At 57.5% G+C, this 18325-nt stretch carries 15 protein-coding genes; 7 read left to right on the forward strand and 8 right to left on the reverse strand.

Annotated elements, in window-relative coordinates; genetic code table 11:
- Window positions 1-281 precede the first annotated feature (281 nt).
- The 3 genes from Q0650_RS15865 to Q0650_RS15875 are packed head-to-tail and all read right to left on the reverse strand — an operon-like array spanning window position 282 to window position 2180.
- On the reverse strand, window positions 282-1226 hold the full coding sequence (locus Q0650_RS15865; RefSeq protein WP_298820703.1) for a CPBP family intramembrane glutamic endopeptidase: 945 nt from the start codon (window positions 1224-1226) through the stop codon (window positions 282-284).
- Window positions 1223-1888 carry an SdpI family protein gene (locus tag Q0650_RS15870; protein ID WP_298820705.1) on the reverse strand — a complete coding sequence of 222 codons (666 nt, stop codon included), beginning with the start codon at window positions 1886-1888 and terminating at the stop codon, window positions 1223-1225. The genes Q0650_RS15865 and Q0650_RS15870 overlap by 4 nt, the downstream gene beginning before the upstream one ends.
- Window positions 1881-2180, reverse strand: a complete 300-nt coding sequence (locus tag Q0650_RS15875; RefSeq protein WP_298820707.1) for an autorepressor SdpR family transcription factor — start codon at window positions 2178-2180, stop codon at window positions 1881-1883. Before Q0650_RS15875 ends, Q0650_RS15870 begins: the two co-directional genes overlap by 8 nt.
- A gap of 176 nt (window positions 2181-2356) precedes the next feature.
- Here Q0650_RS15875 and Q0650_RS15880 point away from each other — a divergent pair, with 176 nt between their 5' ends.
- The 3 genes from Q0650_RS15880 to Q0650_RS15890 all read left to right on the forward strand — a co-directional run bounded on the left by Q0650_RS15880 (window position 2357) and on the right by Q0650_RS15890 (window position 4840).
- The gene (locus tag Q0650_RS15880) at window positions 2357-2836 is read left to right on the forward strand and encodes a hypothetical protein (protein WP_298820708.1); all 480 of its coding nucleotides are present in this window, start codon (window positions 2357-2359) and stop codon (window positions 2834-2836) included.
- A 12-nt stretch (window positions 2837-2848) separates the two neighbouring features.
- On the forward strand, window positions 2849-3955 hold the full coding sequence (locus tag Q0650_RS15885; protein WP_298820710.1) for an alpha/beta hydrolase: 1107 nt from the start codon (window positions 2849-2851) through the stop codon (window positions 3953-3955).
- Between the two features lie 144 nt (window positions 3956-4099).
- Window positions 4100-4840 (forward strand): beta-ketoacyl-ACP reductase, encoded by a 741-nt coding sequence (locus Q0650_RS15890; RefSeq protein ID WP_298820713.1) that lies wholly within the window; start codon window positions 4100-4102, stop codon window positions 4838-4840.
- 337 nt (window positions 4841-5177) lie between these two features.
- On the opposite strand, the gene Q0650_RS15895 is transcribed toward Q0650_RS15890, so the two are convergent.
- Window positions 5178-6986, reverse strand: coding sequence for a 5'-nucleotidase C-terminal domain-containing protein (locus Q0650_RS15895; protein ID WP_298820716.1), 1809 nt, complete (start codon window positions 6984-6986; stop codon window positions 5178-5180).
- A gap of 402 nt (window positions 6987-7388) precedes the next feature.
- Here Q0650_RS15895 and Q0650_RS15900 point away from each other — a divergent pair, with 402 nt between their 5' ends.
- Window positions 7389-9713 (forward strand): transketolase-like TK C-terminal-containing protein, encoded by a 2325-nt coding sequence (locus Q0650_RS15900; protein ID WP_298820718.1) that lies wholly within the window; start codon window positions 7389-7391, stop codon window positions 9711-9713.
- 36 nt (window positions 9714-9749) lie between these two features.
- Here Q0650_RS15900 and Q0650_RS15905 read toward each other — a convergent pair whose 3' ends face one another.
- From Q0650_RS15905 to Q0650_RS15920, 4 genes are read right to left on the reverse strand one after another with little or no spacing between them, the layout of a single operon-like run.
- A complete protein-coding gene (locus Q0650_RS15905; RefSeq protein ID WP_298820720.1) occupies window positions 9750-10613 on the reverse strand; it encodes a uridine kinase in 864 nt (287 codons plus the stop codon).
- A 9-nt stretch (window positions 10614-10622) separates the two neighbouring features.
- Entirely contained in the window at window positions 10623-11276 is a 654-nt protein-coding gene (gene fsa / locus Q0650_RS15910) for a fructose-6-phosphate aldolase (RefSeq protein WP_298820722.1), read from the reverse strand.
- A gap of 13 nt (window positions 11277-11289) precedes the next feature.
- Complete coding sequence (locus tag Q0650_RS15915; RefSeq protein ID WP_298820724.1) at window positions 11290-12051, reverse strand: SDR family NAD(P)-dependent oxidoreductase; 762 nt, start codon at window positions 12049-12051, stop codon at window positions 11290-11292.
- Window positions 12052-12066: 15 nt separating this feature from the next.
- Window positions 12067-14058: a M15 family metallopeptidase gene (locus tag Q0650_RS15920; RefSeq protein WP_298820726.1), complete on the reverse strand. Its 1992-nt coding sequence runs from the start codon at window positions 14056-14058 to the stop codon at window positions 12067-12069.
- A gap of 339 nt (window positions 14059-14397) precedes the next feature.
- Between Q0650_RS15920 and Q0650_RS15925 the strand changes: the two genes are divergently transcribed.
- From Q0650_RS15925 to Q0650_RS15935, 3 genes are all read left to right on the forward strand, one after another.
- Window positions 14398-15237, forward strand: a complete 840-nt coding sequence (locus Q0650_RS15925) for a CAP domain-containing protein (RefSeq protein ID WP_298820728.1) — start codon at window positions 14398-14400, stop codon at window positions 15235-15237.
- Window positions 15238-15502: 265 nt separating this feature from the next.
- Complete coding sequence (locus Q0650_RS15930) at window positions 15503-16672, forward strand: DUF3048 domain-containing protein (protein WP_298820731.1); 1170 nt, start codon at window positions 15503-15505, stop codon at window positions 16670-16672.
- Window positions 16673-16932: 260 nt separating this feature from the next.
- Complete coding sequence (locus Q0650_RS15935; protein ID WP_298820733.1) at window positions 16933-18282, forward strand: hypothetical protein; 1350 nt, start codon at window positions 16933-16935, stop codon at window positions 18280-18282.
- Window positions 18283-18325: the final 43 nt, after the last annotated feature.

Below are 18325 nucleotides of genomic sequence, written 5' to 3' on the forward strand. Positions count from 1 at the left end.
GACAGCTCAGCCCATATTACCGCAGAGCAGCCGGCACGTAAACGGTATACACCACCTCACCCGGCTCCAGCAAGCGCGCGACAATGTCGGCAAAGAGCTGACTACCGTCAGATAGATCGAGCCGTACCTTGTAGAGGCCCGACTTGAACGACGGATCGAAGGCGGCAATCAGGGTATCCGCCGAGCCTGGAGCGTAGGAGATTGCGGCAAATCAGGTACTTATAACCGCTCCTACCTGATTACAACCCTGAAAACCAGCCACAACAATAGCGTCGATCGCGCTACCCCACTACCGAAGTCGCCGGAGTCACCACCGGACGCCGATCGTCCGGTGGGTCGGCTACCGGCAACTGTCGACTCAGCACCAGAATCGCAATGACGATTAGCCACAGCGGCCAGCCGGTTACCCCCAACGCAGTGGCCCAGATCGTATCAACGGTCGCACCCTCGCGCGCAAAGAGCGCAATCGCCCCCCCAAAAGCATTGATACTCCCGTGCCCAATCACTGCCGGCCAGACACTACCGGTCGCAAGGCGTGTCCATCCCAACAGAATGCCCACTAGCACACAGAACACCGTCATCATGACGACACCCAATGCGGGATTTGTCGGATAGTTGTAGCCGAGCAAAATAACCGGTGCGTGCCATATCCCCCAGATCACACCGCTGACGATCAACGCCGGCCATTGACCCAACGGCAACAACTGCGGCAAAAGGTAGCCACGCCACCCCCATTCTTCGCCAAAGACCGGCACTGCATTCAGCAATGGCCCGATGATCAAGGCTACTCCCAGTTGCGCAAACACAATCGGCCACAACGGCACGTTGGCTAGCGCATCGCCGGCGCCTGCCGCATTCAACAACGCGCGAAAACCTGACAGCGATAGATCCAGATCATAGACTCCAAACAGCGCGCTGAAAAATGGCGACACTACCATGATCAGACCGGGCACCGTCCATGCAAACAGCCAGTACCAGCCCCATTTACGACCTTTGCCAATCCCTAACCCGGTCGCTTTCACGATCCCTTCTGGTGGTGGACTAATCCAGCGTGTTACTATAAAGGTCACCAGCGCCGGTACAAACATCATGACCAGCATGAGCAGAGATGCCAGCGGATGCGCCAGACCCGCCCCGCTGATCCACAATGGCGCGCACACTAACCAGGCTAGACCAATGCTCAGCCCGACAAACCAGCCCAGACCACGCCAATCTACCGTTGTCATTGGTTTTCTCCTTGCGACAAATCTGTCCGATGCAGTCGTCGCCACACAAGATACGAATACGGAATCGTGGCCAGTGCCGGCACAACGATCAGCGGAACACTGGTTGCCCATAACCACTCTTCGGGCACAACGAGACTGAACAACGCAGCTACCAGTCCTGCGACCACAAACAGACGCGCGCCGACTCGATGGGTGATCCGCCACACCTCGCTATCGGCCAACGTCCACGGTGTGCGAATTCCAACGAAGTGGTTGGGTGTAACCCGGCCCAGTTCATTGCCCAACACTACGATCAAGAGCGCTGCGCTTACACTGAGCAGTCGCGGCACGCTGATCGGCCAGCCGATGGCTACGCCCACTGTCATCAGGTGTAACGCGGCGAAAAAGAGGATCAGGCTGTTCATAATCAAAGCATAGGTGGGAGCAAAAGCCACATATCCCCGCCCGCGCGGATCGATACGCGGCAGTAATGGCGCCAGCACCGCAATCAGCGTAGCGCACGCCGGCGGCAGGAAAGCAACCAGCCACGGACTGCCGAAGCCATCTACTTCACCCGCCGCATTCCAGTGGATCGGCGCCGGATCGGGGATCAATGGCAACGTCACCACGCCGAAGACCCACATCAATGCCGTGATCACGAACATGAGTCGTAGTTTACGCATAACCGTTCTCCTGACTACCCTGACCAACACGGAATAATTCCATTAACACGCCCAGTGTCTCTTGCAAGACGGTGGCATTTAGTCGATACACGATCCGCTGCCCATGCCGCTCAGTGGTAACCAGATTGGCTGACTTCAACACGTTGAGATGATGTGAAACGCTCGGCGCCGAGATGGCAAAGCGGGCGGCAATCTCGCCTGCCGTCATATCGCGCTCGTTCAGCATCCGCAGAATGGTGCGCCGGGTCGGATCAGATAGAGCCTGCAAGGTGCGTGTTATCGAGTCTTCCATAGATATTTAGCCAATCTTCTAAACGCTTTCAACCTTGAGTATAGATAGCTTCACCACATCTTGTCAAGAGAGAATGTATACTATATGTAACCATGCTGTAACTACGTCCACTACCCTACGAAAAGAACCGCGCATCTCAACGCGCCCTGGTGGCGCGCCATCAAAGGAGATTGGCAATGACTCAGCCTCCAAATGGCTTCGATCCGAATGATCCAATCGGGACGTGGCGGGCGTGGCGAGACGCCAGCCTCGACGCCTGGGCGAAGAGCCTGACCGCTATGGTTAACACCGAAACCTTCTCGCAGGCAATCGGGGCGCAGCTTGATGCGCTGCTGGCCGTTTCTGGCCCGGTGCAACAGGCAGTCCAGCAGTATATGGAGCGCTATCTGGCCCAGGCCCAGCTCCCCTCGCGCAACGAAGTGGTAACTCTGGCCAGCCGGCTGACCAACATCGAGTTTCGGCTTGATGATATGCAAGCGCAGCTTGATGAGTTGACCAGCCTCTTACGCCAACTGGCTGCTAACGGTGGCCTGGCGCCGACTGACGCTAGCCTGATCGGCAGCCGACTCAGCGCCATTGAAGAACAACTGACTGCGCTTGCTGCCGCGCGTCCGGCTGCTCGTAACCGCAAGACGACGAGCGAAGACAAAGAGTAGGAGAGTTTCGCCATGACCAGTTCAGATGCCGCGCCGATCGATCTCGAGCGGATGACCGAGCAGTTGCTGAAGGAGATTGAGCGCGCGACCAAGAGCAGCGATATGGCTGCCCGCATTGCCACCAATCGAATTCGCGTTGCAGTCGGTCAGACGCCGAAAGAACAGATTTGGGCGCTGAATAAAATGCGCCTTTATCACTACTACCCCATGGTGCCACCCGAGCAGCGCAAACCAGTGCCCCTGCTGCTCGTCTTCGCGCTTATCAACCGGCCTTACATCTTTGATCTCCGCCCCGGCAATAGCTTCGTCGAGTATATGCTGCGTCACGGCTACGAAGTCTATCTGCTCGACTGGGGTACTCCTGGGCCGGAAGATGCGAATTATGATTTCGAAGACTTTTCGCTCAAGTTTTTGCCGCGCGCAATTCGCGCGATGAAGCGGCACAGCGGCAAGCAAGAATTTAGCATGCTCGGCTGGTGCATCGGCGCCACGATTGTGACGATCTATGCGGCGATGCGCCCCGATGACGGGTTACGCAACCTGATCCTACTCACTGCGCCAATTGACTTCAGTGACAAGGAGGGGAGCACCTTTAGCCGCTGGCTTAATACCGAATACTATAACGTCGATGAACTGGTGCGCCAGTTCGGCAACGTCCCCGCTGCGGTTATCGAATACGGCAATAAGATGCTCAAGCCGGTTGAGAATTACATCGGCACCTATCTCAAGCTATGGGATAACCTCGACAACCCGGCAGTCGTTGAGGCATGGCTGGCGATGAATACGTGGGTGACCGATAACGTCGATTTCCCCGGCGCAGCCTTCCGTCAGTGGGTTGTTGAGTTCTTCCGCGAAAACCGGCTGATGGAAAACAAGCTGATGATGGAAGGGCGCGTGGTCGATCTGGCTAATATCAAAGCCAATCTCCTCAACGTGATCGCAGACAAGGATCACATCGTACCCAATTGCCAGTCGCGTTCGATCATGGATCGGGTGAGCAGCAAGGATAAGAAGCTGATCGAGTTGAAAGGCGGCCATATCGGCATCATGGTTGGTAGCGGCGCCAGCAAACGGGCCTGGCCGCAAATCGAGGCGTGGCTGAGCGAACGTAGCAATTAACATTCCCGATTCGTCTCATGGTCTGGTAACCGGCATCGTTGTTGTACCCTCTGGCAGCGATGCCCTGGTTTCTTATTGTCTCAATCTCATCACGATCAACGCTTGCGCGTTTTGATCGGTTGGAATCGCTGGAAGGAGAAGGGTATGCGTCTAAGCGGGAAAGTGGCGCTGATTACCGGCGGTGGTCAGGGAATTGGCCGCGCAACGGCGTTGTTGTTTGGCCAGCAAGGCGCCAAAGTCGCGGTAGCCGACATCAATGAAGAGGCGGCAACAGCGACCGCCGACGCGATTGTTGAAGCCGGCGGCGATGCCAAAGCCTTCGTGGTCAACGTGGGTCAGGCAGCTTCAGTTGAAGCGATGGTAAAAGCGGTTGTTGAATGGGCCGGCACAATCGATGTGCTGGTCAATAACGCCGGTATCACCCGCGATGCTCGCATGGTCAAGATGACCGAAGAGCAATTCGACGCGGTGATTAATGTCAATTTGAAAGGCGTCTGGCTCTGCACCAAATATGTTGCGCCGATTATGATCGAAAAGGGTCGCGGCTCGATTATCAATGCCGCTTCGATTGTGGCCTTCAACGGCAACTTCGGCCAGACGAATTATGTCGCCTCAAAGGCGGGCGTGATTGGTATGACCAAGACCTGGGCGCGCGAGTTTGGGCCGAGCGGCGTCCGCGTCAATGCGGTAGCACCCGGTTTTACCCAGACCGAGATGATTGCCCATGTGCCGGAAAAAGTGCTTGAGGAGTTCAAGGGGCGTACCCCCCTCCGCCGCCTTGGTACCGCTGAAGATATGGCTTACGCCTACCTTTTCCTCGCCTCTGATGAGTCGAGCTTCATTACCGGCGAAGTGCTGCCGGTCGATGGTGGGCTGGAGTTGTAACGGTATCGGCATAACCCGCAGCGGGCGACCGGCAAGGGTCGCCCGCTTTGTTGTGTCAGCCTTGTTACGACAAGGGTGTGATAGCGTAACCTGCAATTTTCTCGCGCAATGCCACTGACCGCCGGGGCAAAGCGCGTTGCCGAGCGCGGCAATGCCCCGGCAACTGCCGCAATGCCACTGCCCGCCGGGTTAAAGCCCTGACGCGCTTTCACACGCGCAGTGATAACAGGCTGCAAATGGGACGATAAGAAACCCCCTCTCCTGCCACTATGGGAGAGGGGGCAAGGATTTATGTCACGATTACGTTCGACGGCAGACGAAGAGGGCCTCCGCAGACCTAACCCTTCATCTCAACCGTCTCCTCAGCCTCAGTTTCTGCTTCGGCCTCCGCAGCGCTTCGCTGCAACGCCGCACCACCGGCCAGCGCTGCCGCGCCCAGGCCGGCCAGCCAGGCCAGTGGCGTCAACACACCACCGGTGTTTGGCAAGGTCGCCGGAACAGGCGCTGACGGCTGATTCGGAGCCGCCGGTGTCGTCGCCGGGGCCGCGCCAACCGCAATCCGACCATCAACTGCCGGATTGACCGGCGAATTGGCTGCAATGTACTCTTCGACTACGTCGGCCAGAATGAAGCCGGTATCGACCTGATTGCGTCCGCGAGTAAAGACGCTGTAGCCATCGCCACCGGTTAGCATAAAGTTGTTGGTGACGACAATATAGCTGGCATTAGGATCAATCGGCGCGCCACCAACTGTCACGCTCGTGACCCGGCTGCTTGCCGGCAACGATGGGTCGTAGGTGAAGCGCAAACCCGCTACTTGCGGGAAGCGACCTGCGCCACTCTCAACCTGGCTGACACCATTGTTAAGCGCCTCGACCACCTGCGCGCCGGTCAGCGTTACCAGCGCCAGAGTATTGCCGAACGGCAACACTTCCAGGATCTGACCGACAGTAACCGGCCCAGCCGGGATCGACGTCCGGATACCGCCACCATTGGTTATAGCAATCGTGGCGCCGGCACTGCGCGCCTTGGCCAGCATTGCCTCAGCCACCAGGTTACCGAGATTCGTCTCGCGCGAGCGAATATTGTTGCGGCTACCATCGAGATCTACCGCAGCCGAACCAACAACGCGCGCCCGTAACTGATCAATTGGCCCCCGAAACACGCTGATCCGGTTTTCAAAACCTTGATCTGCCGGTAACGATGGCACGATCTCGGTTGGATTGCCTTGCAGATCAATCACTGTCCCCGCGGCGTTGAAGGCAACTGTAATGTCACCCAGCCAGCGCCCCCACTCCCAGTCGGTGACAATCACAACCGGCTTGCCATCGGGACCGGCAATCAACTCAGGGTATGGCGGTGTGCCCACATTGTTCATTGGTCCCATCGGCGTGTGCGAGTGCCCACCGATAATCAGGCTCATTCCACCCACTTCCCGGGCAAGCTGACGATCGACATTAATGCCAACGTGAGTTAGGGCAATGATGGTGAAAACGCCTTCGGCTTTCAAGGCCGCTACTTGCTGGCGAGCCGCCTCAATCGCCGAGGTGAAGCTAACGCCGGGTCCGGCGTTTGAGAGCACGCCGGTATCTTCAGGAGTCAAGCTGAAGATACCAATTTTCCTGCCATCTTTCTCGATGATGGTGCGTGGTTTGATCAAACCGGCCAGCGGATTGCCGGCGGCCACTGCAATATTGGCGCTCAACACCGGGAATCTGGCCCGCGTGATGAAATCAACCAATGCCTGCGGCCCTTTGTCGAACTCGTGGTTGCCAACGGCCATCGCCTCGTAGCCCATCGCATTGTAAAACTCGAGGTCGGCCATACCATTGTACTGGTTAAAGTAGAGCGTCCCCTGAAAGACATCACCGGCATCGACCAGCAACGTTGGCATTGCCGTCTCGCGGCGAATTTTGTCAATCAATGCCTTGCGCCGCGAAACCCCGCCGTGAACGGGGTTATTGCCGCTGAAGACCGGCTCAATCCGCGCATGATGATCGTTGGTGTGCAAAATGCGCATGCGAAAAGCCGGATTTTCCTGGGCTAGCGCTAATCGAAAGCTACCATCGCTGTAAATTGCCAGCAAGGCGCCGGCGCCCAATGCAACCGTCCCTTTCAGAAACCGTCGACGTGAGATCTTCTCCATAGGGTATGGTCTCCGTTTCAAGTCGCGAACAACCAGAACCAATCTTCGCAACATGCCTCCGCGCATGCCACGAAGCTGGGTCAAACCCGAGACGCGCAAACCACAAGGTGCAAACCGGCGTTGAACTGGTGCGGGCATGCGCATAGTACCGTAGATGCAGAGTTTTGGCAAGTGATTTACAACAAGATTTTGCCCATTCTAATGCGCTTAAAGTGTTGTTAATCACACTTTATGTCTTTTTAACCTTTCTGAACTGGTAGATTTAACAATCTGATAAACTAGCGCATACGATCCCGTTGCGCAAAAGGCTCTACAAAGCAATGACCACGTAGCAACACATCTCTTGCCATCAGGTATAATGGCTTTAGCCCCTGTCAGCACAGACGTTATAAGGAGCAACGTATGCCCCGCATTGAGCCAACCCCTGCGCTGATCAGCGCGATCGAAGAGGTGCAACAGCGCGTGCTCTGGTTGTCAACCTTGATCGTTCATCACGCTAATCACGCGCGCCCCAACCCTGATGGCGTGAAAGTAGGAGGGCATCAGGCTTCATCGGCGTCGATGGTGACCATCCTGACGACCCTCTATCTGCACTATCTGCGCCCCGGCGATCGAGTGTCGGTCAAACCGCACGCCTCACCGGTTTATCACGCGCTCCAGTATCTGTTAGGACGCCTTGATGCCAGATATCTTACCCAACTGCGCGCTTTTGGCGGTCTGCAAGCCTACCCTTCCCGCACCAAAGACCCCGATCAACCCGATTTCTCGACCGGCTCGGTTGGCCTGGGGGCAGTTGCGCCGGCATTTGCGGCGCTCAGCGCTCATTACGCTGCCGCGCATTTTCAACGTCCTGCCACCCAGCGTTTCATCGCGCTGGTCGGCGATGCCGAACTCGATGAGGGCAATGTTTGGGAAGCTGTGCTCGATCCGGCACTGGCCGAACTGGATAATCTGCTCTGGATCGTCGATCTCAATCGGCAGAGTCTCGACCGCGTGGTACCCGGGATCCGCGCCGCTCATCTCCAACGTCTCTTCGCCGAGAGCGGTTGGCGCGTGTTGGAAGCGAAGTATGGTTGCCGCTTGCAAACCCTCTTTGACCTGCCCGATGGCGACGTTTTACGTCGCCGTATCGACGATATGAGCAATGAGGAGTATCAGGCTTTGATCCGTTTGTCAGGCGCTGAGCTGCGGCCACGCCTGATCAACGGCGATGAGCGGCTGGCCCGCTTGCTCGCTCGCGTGCCTGATTCTGAGTTGCCGGCTACACTGGCCAATCTTGGCGGTCACGATGTTGCCGTTATGCTCAAAACACTGGCTGCTGCCGACGCTGAACCACGCCGCCCGACAATCATCTTTGCGTACACGATTAAGGGTTGGGGATTGCCGATTGCCGGCAATCCACTCAACCACTCGATGCTGCTCACTCCTGAGCAGATCGAAGCCCTGCGCGAACAGTTTGGCATCACTCCCGGACACGAGTGGGATCGGTTGCCATCCGACTCAGCCGGAGGCAGGCTTTGCGCGGAAGCAGCGGCCCGATTGTACGGCGAGCGCGAACAACCCCGGTTATCTGTGAATATTCCGCTGCCTGACGAGATTGCCGTGCCAACCAGCGGTATGATCAGCACTCAAGACACCTTTGGCCGCTTCCTCGTTCGCCTGGCCGATATTGCCGGTCTGCGCGAGCGGATTGTCACGGCATCGCCCGATGTTTCGGTCTCGACCAATCTGGCCGGCTGGATTAACAAGACTGGCGTCTTTTCACGTTACGAACAACCAGACTTCGAAACTGAAGCTTATCGCATGCTGCGCTGGCGCCGCTGGCCAGGCGGACAGCATATCGAATTGGGCATCTCTGAGATGAACCTCTTTATGCTGTTGGGGATGTTTGGGCTGGCGAGTGATCTGATCGGTGAGCCGCTGATTCCAATCGGCACTGTTTACGACCCTTTCGTCTGCCGCGGCCTCGATGCGTTCATCTACGGTCTCTACTCTGGGGCGCGTTTTATCGTTATCGGCACACCCAGCGGTATCACCCTATCATTCGAAGGTGGCGCTCATCAATCCTCAGTGACGGCATCACTTGGCATCGAGCTACCCAACCTGGTCAGCTTCGAGCCTTGTTTTGCCCTTGAGACGGCATGGCTGCTGCGCGAAGCGCTCCGACTCTGTATCGATCCGGCTGGTTCGGCCAGCTATTTGCGGCTTTCCACCCGCCCGATCGACCAGAGTCTGCTGCAACCGGCGCTCAACCGGCTAGGCGTTGACGAGCTGCGCCAACAGGTATTGCTTGGCGGCTACCGACTGATCGACCGCGCTGATTTCCCAGATCACCCGCGCGCTCCCGTGGCGCAAATTGTGACTACCGGCACACTCGTGCCCGAAGCAGTAGCGGCAGCGCATTACCTGCGTCGTGAAGGAGTAGCAGTCAACGTGATCAATCTCACCAGTCCGCGCCGCATCTACGAGCACTGGCAGCAGGGCAGTGACCTGAACTGGCTCTTCCCACTCAACGAGCGCGCCGCGCCTATTGTCACCGTTCACGATGCAGCCTCGCACGCACTGGCCTGGCTTGGTTCAGTTCATGGCGCGCCGCTGCGCGCGCTCGGCGTTGACCGCTTCGGTCAATCAGGCGCGCGCGACGATCTCTACCGCGCCTTTCGGCTCGATCCAATGTCGATTGCTGAGACCGTTTTCGAGCTGGTCGATCAAACCTATCCCGGCTAGCGCCATCTGCGCCCAACTCAGGTGTGTGTCCAGATGTCACCGTCCCTGCAACAACAACGTTGCAATCAGGGTTTGGGCAAACGTCAGCGTCGGATAGGCTGTCGTCGGCTCTTCACTGCTCACGACCTGTCCTCGCGCGGGCAGGCGCGCGCGCAAGGCATCATTGACACGCTCTAGCGCAGGATGGTTTGTCGCCTTCACCAGCATAGCCGGCAAACCATCCTCATCTGAGTTTACCGGCTGGATCTGGATTGCTGCGGCTGCATCTGTTCCCCTGACTACACCGGCCAGATCAAATCCTGACGCCCTTCGACGGAGCGACATCTGCGCATCGTATCCTGGCGAGCCGGATTGGAAGCGCAACACCACATCAGCCAGCGGACGCTGCACAGCAATATAGCGTTGCAGATCGCGTTCACGGGCCGGCCAGGCCGCGCGCACTTCATCCAACGTATAACCACGCTGGTTGACATCACGCTCTTCGCGCCAGCGACGATAAAGATCCGGTTCTGGATCGAGATAGACGGTCAGATCAAACAATTCAGCCTGTACCGGTGGGGTGAGAGTCAATGCGCCATAGGCAATTACCAGACCGGTTGGCGCGACTCGTTCGCTACCACGCGGCGCGCCAATTTCGTGGTCATAGATCGGCTTCTCGATAATTTGACCGGATCGCAAGGCAACCAGATCGCGCGCCATACGCTCAAGGTCGGTGGCCGCCGGATCAGCGTCGGTCAGCCCGCGCGCTGCCCGCTCGGCCCGGCTATAGCGCAGATAGTCATCAAGACTGATCGGCGTCACCCCTTGCGCACCGAGTAGACGCACAATCCCCCGGGTGAGGGTTGTCTTGCCAGCGCCACTGGCGCCGATCAGACCTAGCATGAAGGGTTGATCGCGCATAACCTCTTCTCACGAGGCCGACCGCGACTTCCAGTCGGCCAAAAATTGCTCGATACCACGATCGGTTAGCGGATGGCGCATCGCCTGCTGCAAGACCTTAAACGGACAGGTTGCAATATCGGCGCCGGCCAATGCCGCCTCGACAATGTGACGTGGATGGCGGATCGACGCAGCCAGGATCTTGGTCGTAATCTCACGATCCTGTCGATAAATGCCGGCAATCTCCCGGATGAGCGCCATGCCATCAACCCCTGTATCGTCTACTCGTCCAACAAAGGGGCTAATAATGAATGCGCCGGCGCGCGCTGCCAGCAGTGCCTGCACAGCATTGAAACAGAGGGTGACATTGCAACGAATACCGTGCCAGGCCAACTGATTAACGGCGCGCAAACCCTCGGTTGTGCTCGGCACTTTAATAATCACATTCGAATGCCACGAAGCATATTCCAATCCCTCGCGCACCATTCCCTCGGCATCGAGCGAAATGGTTTCTGCGCTGATTGGCCCATCGACCAGCTCGGCAATCTCGGTGATGATAGCCTTGAAGTCGGCGCCATGCTCACGCGCGATCAACGTCGGGTTGGTCGTTACCCCACTCAAGATTCCCCAACTGGCCGCCTCACGAATTTCAGCCAGGTTGGCTGTATCAAGATAGATTTCCATTGTATTCCTCCTCTTATTTCGGCGCCATCCGAATTGCGCCATCGAGTCGAATGACTTCACCGTTCAACATCGGATTTTCAATGATATGCTGCACCAGCGCGGCGTACTCATCCGGTCTGCCCAGCCGTGACGGAAACGGAACCTGCGCGCTTAACGAGGCGCGCGCCGCTTCCGGCAGGCTTGCCATCATCGCGGTATCGAAAATACCCGGCGCAATCGTCATTACCCGGATGCCAAAGCGGGCCAGTTCGCGCGCCGCCGGCAAGCCCATGCCAACCACACCCGCTTTTGAGGCAGCGTAAGCAACCTGTCCGATCTGACCATCAAAGGCAGCGATCGAGGCAGTATTGATGATCACGCCTCGTTCACCCTCAGCGTTGGGTTGATTAGCGGTCATGGCCTGCGCAGCGTATAGCATCATCTGAAATGTACCGATCAGATTCACTTCGATCACCCGCTTGAAGCGGGCCGGATCATGGACACCATCACGCCCAAGCATCCGCTCGGCCAGCACAATACCGGCGCAGCAGACCAGTGTGTGAAGACCGCCGCCAAAGTCGGTTGCTGCCGCCACTGCCGCCGCGCACTGCGCCGGATCGGTTACATCAGTGCGCATGAAACGTCCACCAATACGCTCGGCCAATGCCGCACCGGCAGCATCATTGAGATCGGCGATTGTTACTCGAGCGCCGGCTACAGCCAATCGTTCGGCAGTTGCCGCGCCTAAGCCCGATGCGCCACCGGTAACCAATGCGCTCAAACCAGTCAGTTGCATTGCGCACTCCTTTGCTCAGCGAGCAACGGCCCATTCAAAATGCATCCCATCGCTCGCGCCGCGACCATTGTAATCCCAATGACCACCCCAAAAGAAACCGAGCGCGTTGGCAATTGGCGCCAGTTCACGCACCGAACCGCGGTCGCCAACTAGCGCTGCCGGTTTGTAAAAACCATTCCACTGCATATTGATGTCGAAGGCGGTACCGTAAGCATGATTGCTCAACGTGGTTGGATTGCTGCGGATGGTACGCGGCCACCACGCGCCGTCAAATGTTAACACCAAATGCAGCAACCCGGCATCTTCCCAGGCTTGCCACAATCGGCGCATCTGGTCAGCCGCCAGCCGATGAAAGCGGATTCGTCCGCCATTGGTATTGGGAAAGCGAGCCAATTGGGGAATATGCACCTCGATCAGATTCTGCGCCACCCAATCATTCGTGATGATAATATCATCACCGCTCTTGCGCACCCATTCAATTTTGCCCAGAATTCGCTCTCGCTGACCATTGCGGTCGGTCAAGATGTTGAAATCAGGTTTGGGTGGCCAGTTGGGATCACGCCGCGGCGGTCCGGCTCGCGCGACTTCAGGCGCAGCCAGGATTGCTGCCCGATCTGCCGGCGTTGCCGGTCGCGCCGGGTCTGCCGGCGTTGCCGGTCGCGCCGGGTCTGCCGGCGTTGCCGGTCGCGCAGGTAAACGCGGTTGCCACGCCATCACCTCGGTTGGTCGAGATAGTTCGCTCATGCGACGGATCACGCCATCTGGCCCCCGGAAGAGGGTATCATACGCAAAGATTTGCAGATCGTAGGTCACTCCCTGGATCGTCTCGCGCAACACGCCGCTCAATGGCGTACCCAGCTTCAGCTCCAACGCGCGCTGATGAAACGGATCGGTCGGATGATACGGCGCGCCAGACACTTTGTACGTTTCGATCCACATTTGGTTATATTGCGGACTGGTCGGATCGGTCAGACTGAGAAAGAAACAGTTAGATTGCTGACTCATCGGCGTGTAGAGCGTATCCCCGGCAAAGACCTGCACGGCATAAGCGCGATCGGCAGTCACATAATTTCCGCTCAGCGCCGGCCCTAATCCGGCCTGTAAAGCAACAAAATGAAAGCGCCAATCAGCGCGAAACTCAGTTTTGCCTTCAAGCGGCGCGCGCGCCGCACTGGCTTTCAGCGCGCTACGATAACTCGCTTCGATCAACGCGCGACTTACGCCACCGGCAGGAATAGCGCTCATCTCAGGCCCAAGAAGATGGGATAAATGCTGTACCGCCGCGTACTGTGTCCCTTCATTGTAGATGGTATCCCGCGCAAAGACCTGAAAATTGTACGTCTTGCCCTCAACCGCTACTGGCGGCGGTTCATTCGGCGCCAGCGGGGCACCCAAGTCGAATTTGCCCCAGTGTAACGAAAAGGCCTGATTGAGCCGCAACTGCGCGCCTCGTTGCCGCCATGTGACCGTCGCCAAACCGACCCACAATTCCTGTTCCGGCGAACGAACGCCACTACCTAACAGTAATCCTTCACCTGATTCGACCGGCGCCGATGGCGGCAGGTAGAGGAATGCGCGCTTGCGTCCGGCGGCATCGGGCTGAATCATAACAACCTCAGCTAACGACAAACCGTGGCGATCTACCAGCGCTGGGAGCCAATCAGCCAGTATACATGTCTGGGCTTCGCTCAGATCGGTGACCGTTGACGCTTCGAGGCCCACAATGATAGCAACGCGATCGAGATTGCGAACACGTCGCTGCCAGATTGCCCGTCCTACCCCCACGCCAGCGCGATCAGTTGCCACCAACTGATACAATTGCCCATTCCGATCAAGGTAAAAATGCGGCAGTAATGAGGTGCCTGGACGTTGGTAATCAGTCAGCGCAACGGCTGCCGAACGTTCATCGGCAACCACTACCACAAGTGACACCGCATTGCCTGACCGACTCGCACCGACACGATCGGGCTGACCCACCACAATCGGCTGATCACCGGCGCTTTTCATAAGCTACTCCGTTCCTGGGTTATGAATGTTCACGGCTCATCGTAGCACAGGCCAGCAGAGAAGGCAATGAGTAGCGTTATGCCACCGCAATTCGTGTTGAGAGCGACAACCTGCGAGCGATGGGAAACCCTCGCGCTTGTCTCGATGCAATGCGCAACGCATCGAATAGGAGCCACATATACCGTGAAAAGAAGCAATGAACAGCGAGGGAACAATCACATACCGGGAACTGGCTGCAATGTAGGAACAATAAACCATTGTCAACCTGGACAGAGCTTTGCTATAGTCAAATACATGCGAGACACTAACCTATACCGTTCACCCAGGAGCAACAATCGTATGCCTTCCCTATCACGCCTTGGATGTCTGGTCATCATCATCGTTGTCGTTCTTGTCACGCTGCCGGTACGAGTTGTCGCGCAATCAAGTTCATCACCCACCGTCATCTTTATTCCGATTGTTTCCAGTACCTATCCACCGCTCGCATCGACCTGGTTGGAGCGCGTGAATGGCTATCGGGTGCGCGCGGGCGTGCCACCGGTCAATGAAAATTCTACCTTGAATGGTAAATGCTGGGAGCATGCCCGTTATATGGCTGAAAACAACGATCTGACCCACAACCAGGACTCAAGCAAACCATATGCGTCGCCTTCAGGTCAGGAGTGCGCTCAGAAAGGAAACGCCTGGATCGGGTATGGGATGAACTGGCAGCCAGCCAACGCAATCGATAGCTGGATGGAATCGGTTGGCCATCGTCTCTGGCTTCTCTACCCAACCACAACCTCCTTCGGGTTTGGCTTTTACACGATCAATAGCGGTCTGCGCAGCGCTGCTGCGCTGGATGTGTTGACGAATTTCAGCGAAGGCGCCGGCTATGCTGGCTGGCCGGTGCGTTATCCAGGCCCTGGTCAAACCGATGTTCCGGACAAACAATACCCCATCACGCTGCACTGGCGCTATTTCGGCAGCATCCCAACGGTCACCACGACAAACCTGACCGTTGTTGGTGGCGCTGCGATCCCTCATACAGTGACAACCACTATACCGGGCAACCACAAGGGGATTGTCATTACGCCGACGACCAGCTTACCTGCCAATAGTTTGATTGAAGTATCCGTCAGCGGCTCGTATGACGGACAACCATTTTCGTTCACGTGGCAATTTCAGACCGTCAACTGAACGCAAGCACCGTTCTACACGTTGCCACCGGGCCAACGCCGATATGCGCTGCGTTGGCCCTGTTGCGCGCGCCGCGCCTCGTTAGAACTCAATACGGTTCACGCGGATCGTGATCCATCTGATTGCGGTCTCTGCCCTGTCACGTCGAGCGACACTCCGATCAGAACTCGCGCATTCCACTCAACTTGATCGTTTGTGAACTCATGATATAATAGGGCGCCCGTGTCGCTCCGCCATGATTTGCGGCGCACAAGGAAGGGAAAGCATGAACAGATTCCTTTTACCAGCCCTGTTGCTATGCGCTCTACTCTTGAGTGCGTGTGGATCGGCTGCGGCAAATGAGCCTGCGCCATCGCCACTACCGACAATGGTCATTAGCGCCAGACCGTCACCATCCCCTACGCTACAGCCAACTGCTGTGCCAACCCTTCCCGCAACGGCCACACCTGAACCGACAGCGACACCTGAACCAACCGCTACATCGGTTCCTACGACAACACCCCAACCAACACCCGAACCAATCACCGCTCCCCTGGCCGTGCCACGCGGTTCAGTCACGAGCCGCCCATTTGCCGTAATGTATGACAATCATCCCAACGCCTACCCGCAAACCGGTATGAACGGCGCGGCTATCGTATTTGAAGCGCTGGCCGAATTTGGCATCACGCGCTACATGGCGATTTTCATTCCCGGCATTTCACCTGACATGGCGGTCATCGGTCCGGTACGCAGCACCCGTTCGTATTATGTTGAATGGGCTAAGGGGCTGCGAGCGGTCTACGTTCACGCGGGAGGTTCACCTGAAGGCTTGTTGTTGGCCGAAACTGCTATCGAACTGATCAATATGGATGCGCTACGCGGCAATGCCAGCCGGTATTTCTACCGGACGCGCGACCGCAGCGCGCCCCATAACCTGTACACCAGTAGCGCAAATATTGCTGCATTTGCTGCCGCTAACGAGCGCCCGGTCGAAGGCCTGGAAGAGATCGGCTTTATGTATTCACCCGAGTCACCGCCAGACGAGCGACCAGCCCGGCAGACACTACGCTACTTTTTCATCTACCGCGAAGCCAGTGTCGGCTGGCAGTACGATCCGGCTACTAACAGCTATCTCTACTTCCGCGGCAATCGCGCCCATGTCGATGCCGCAACCGGCGCGCAGTTGCAGTTCAAGAATGTCGTCATTCTTGAAGTTCCCGAGCGACCAATTCCAAACGACCCCAAAGGGCGCATCGAACAAGATGTGATTGGTGAAGGCCAGGCCCGCATCTTTCGTGATGGTCGCATGATCGAGGCAACCTGGCGGAAAGCGGCAGGTTACGCTCAACTCCACTTCGTCGATGCCGATGGCAACGAAGTGCCGCTCGCTCCCGGCTCGGTCTGGATTGCCGCCATTCCTGACCTCGCTAACCTGACGGTTGAGGGTGGCAGATAACAGCACTCCCCGGAGCCTGGCGCTCCGGCTTGAGAGGGCGGGCGCCGCATGCGCTCTGGCTCTGTTTGCCAGAAGACATTTCACTGCATCGCTGCGCCTCGTTGCGCATTGCGCGGCGCCCGGCAGACGCAATACCTCAGACTCTACGCGAGATCGCTATTGACGCGATGCGCGTCAGCAGAATCAGTTCACGACGGCTGCCCATGCGTCTGCCCGGCATCATTGCCGTATTGCCGTCACACAAGGAGGAAACAGACTGTATGAGAGGAAGTATCGTTCGTCGCGGCCTGATTGTCGCTGTGCTGGTTGTACTCTCAACCACCATCGCCCACGTCCAGGCTGCCCCAACGACTTCGCCATCCCCACAGCCCGCTTTCGCCCCTACGTATCGAATCTTCGCCACGCGCCAGGGTCTGGTTGGTCGCCGCACCGCTAATGGTCATATCATCCAACCCCGCGATCGATTCGTTGCCCTGCCGTGCTGGTGCGCGCTTTCACCAAAAGGAACCGATAAATTCAAAGTGCGGCTTACCTACAATGGCCGCTCGGTCATCGTGCCGGTTTGGGATGTCGGCCCATGGAATACCCGCGATGACTACTGGAATCCGAATCGGCGCTACAGTGATCTGCCGATTGGGATGCCGATGGCCGAAGCAGCCTATTACCACGGTTACAATGGCGGTCGCGACGAGTGGGGTCGCCGCATCGCCTTGCCTAATGGGATCGATATTGCTGACGGTACGTTCTGGGATGATCTCGGCATGACGCACAGTGATTATGTGTATGTCACCTTCCTCTGGCTTGGCGAAGATCCCGGCCCCGGTTCAGCGGTGGAAGTTGGCGCCGGTCAATATACCGACGATCCCGCCCAGGCCACCGTTACAGCGCCGGAAGGTGCTATCACTATCGATAATACCGATCCACCGTTCGATCCAATCGGTAAAGACTGGTATGAAGAACCATGTGGATTGAACGGACAGCATCACTGGACGTACTCTACCACCGATCCAGCTAAAGCAACCACTGCGGCCACCTGGACAGCGCCGGATTTAAGTCCTGGTTTTTACGAGGTGAAAGCTTATGTTCCCACCTGCGGCAACCCGGCAACGACCAGTGCCCGGTATCGGATCAGCCACGCTGGCGCAACCTCTGAAGTGATTCTTGATCAGCGGAGCGCGGCAGGGCAGTGGGCGTCGCTCGGCACGTACTTCTTTGGCGGCCCCGATAACGAACGTCCACAAGTGTTTCTCAGTGACCTGACCAGCGATCGCGGCATGGCCGTTCGTTACGACGCCATTGCCTGGGAACCGCGCAGTGATACCACTCCGCCTGACACGCAACTACTCACGATCAGCCGTGCCGGTAACGGCTTCCAGGTTCAATGGGGTGGCAACGACGACATGACCGGCGTAGCCAGCTACGATGTGCAGGTGCGTCTGTTGCCTGATGGCGGCTGGACGGACTGGAAGCGGGAGACAACTGATTTGAGCGCCTGGTTTGGCCCAGATGAAGGGAAGCAGTTTGCCTTCCGGGTGCGCGCGCGTGATTGGGCCGGCAATGTTGAACCGTGGGAGCAGGCAGCAGTTGCCGAGACAACAGGACTGCCGTAACCATGACAACGGAGGCACGACGTTTTGTCGTGCCTCCGTCATC

It is taken from the genome of uncultured Chloroflexus sp. (assembly GCF_937129525.1).
Lineage (GTDB): Bacteria > Chloroflexota > Chloroflexia > Chloroflexales > Chloroflexaceae > Chloroflexus.

What these genes read in the sequence shown, in the direction of transcription:
- Q0650_RS15865 (WP_298820703.1), bottom strand. Translation starts at nt 1,226, where the DNA reads ATGACAACGGTAGATTGGCGTGGTCTGGGCTGGTTTGTCGGGCTGAGC.
- Q0650_RS15870 (WP_298820705.1), bottom strand. Translation starts at nt 1,888, where the DNA reads ATGCGTAAACTACGACTCATGTTCGTGATCACGGCATTGATGTGGGTC.
- Q0650_RS15875 (WP_298820707.1), bottom strand. Translation starts at nt 2,180, where the DNA reads ATGGAAGACTCGATAACACGCACCTTGCAGGCTCTATCTGATCCGACC.
- Q0650_RS15880 (WP_298820708.1), top strand. Translation starts at nt 2,357, where the DNA reads ATGACTCAGCCTCCAAATGGCTTCGATCCGAATGATCCAATCGGGACG.
- Q0650_RS15885 (WP_298820710.1), top strand. Translation starts at nt 2,849, where the DNA reads ATGACCAGTTCAGATGCCGCGCCGATCGATCTCGAGCGGATGACCGAG.
- Q0650_RS15890 (WP_298820713.1), top strand. Translation starts at nt 4,100, where the DNA reads ATGCGTCTAAGCGGGAAAGTGGCGCTGATTACCGGCGGTGGTCAGGGA.
- Q0650_RS15895 (WP_298820716.1), bottom strand. Translation starts at nt 6,986, where the DNA reads ATGGAGAAGATCTCACGTCGACGGTTTCTGAAAGGGACGGTTGCATTG.
- Q0650_RS15900 (WP_298820718.1), top strand. Translation starts at nt 7,389, where the DNA reads ATGCCCCGCATTGAGCCAACCCCTGCGCTGATCAGCGCGATCGAAGAG.
- Q0650_RS15905 (WP_298820720.1), bottom strand. Translation starts at nt 10,613, where the DNA reads ATGCGCGATCAACCCTTCATGCTAGGTCTGATCGGCGCCAGTGGCGCT.
- fsa (WP_298820722.1), bottom strand. Translation starts at nt 11,276, where the DNA reads ATGGAAATCTATCTTGATACAGCCAACCTGGCTGAAATTCGTGAGGCG.
- Q0650_RS15915 (WP_298820724.1), bottom strand. Translation starts at nt 12,051, where the DNA reads ATGCAACTGACTGGTTTGAGCGCATTGGTTACCGGTGGCGCATCGGGC.
- Q0650_RS15920 (WP_298820726.1), bottom strand. Translation starts at nt 14,058, where the DNA reads ATGAAAAGCGCCGGTGATCAGCCGATTGTGGTGGGTCAGCCCGATCGT.
- Q0650_RS15925 (WP_298820728.1), top strand. Translation starts at nt 14,398, where the DNA reads ATGCCTTCCCTATCACGCCTTGGATGTCTGGTCATCATCATCGTTGTC.
- Q0650_RS15930 (WP_298820731.1), top strand. Translation starts at nt 15,503, where the DNA reads ATGAACAGATTCCTTTTACCAGCCCTGTTGCTATGCGCTCTACTCTTG.
- Q0650_RS15935 (WP_298820733.1), top strand. Translation starts at nt 16,933, where the DNA reads ATGAGAGGAAGTATCGTTCGTCGCGGCCTGATTGTCGCTGTGCTGGTT.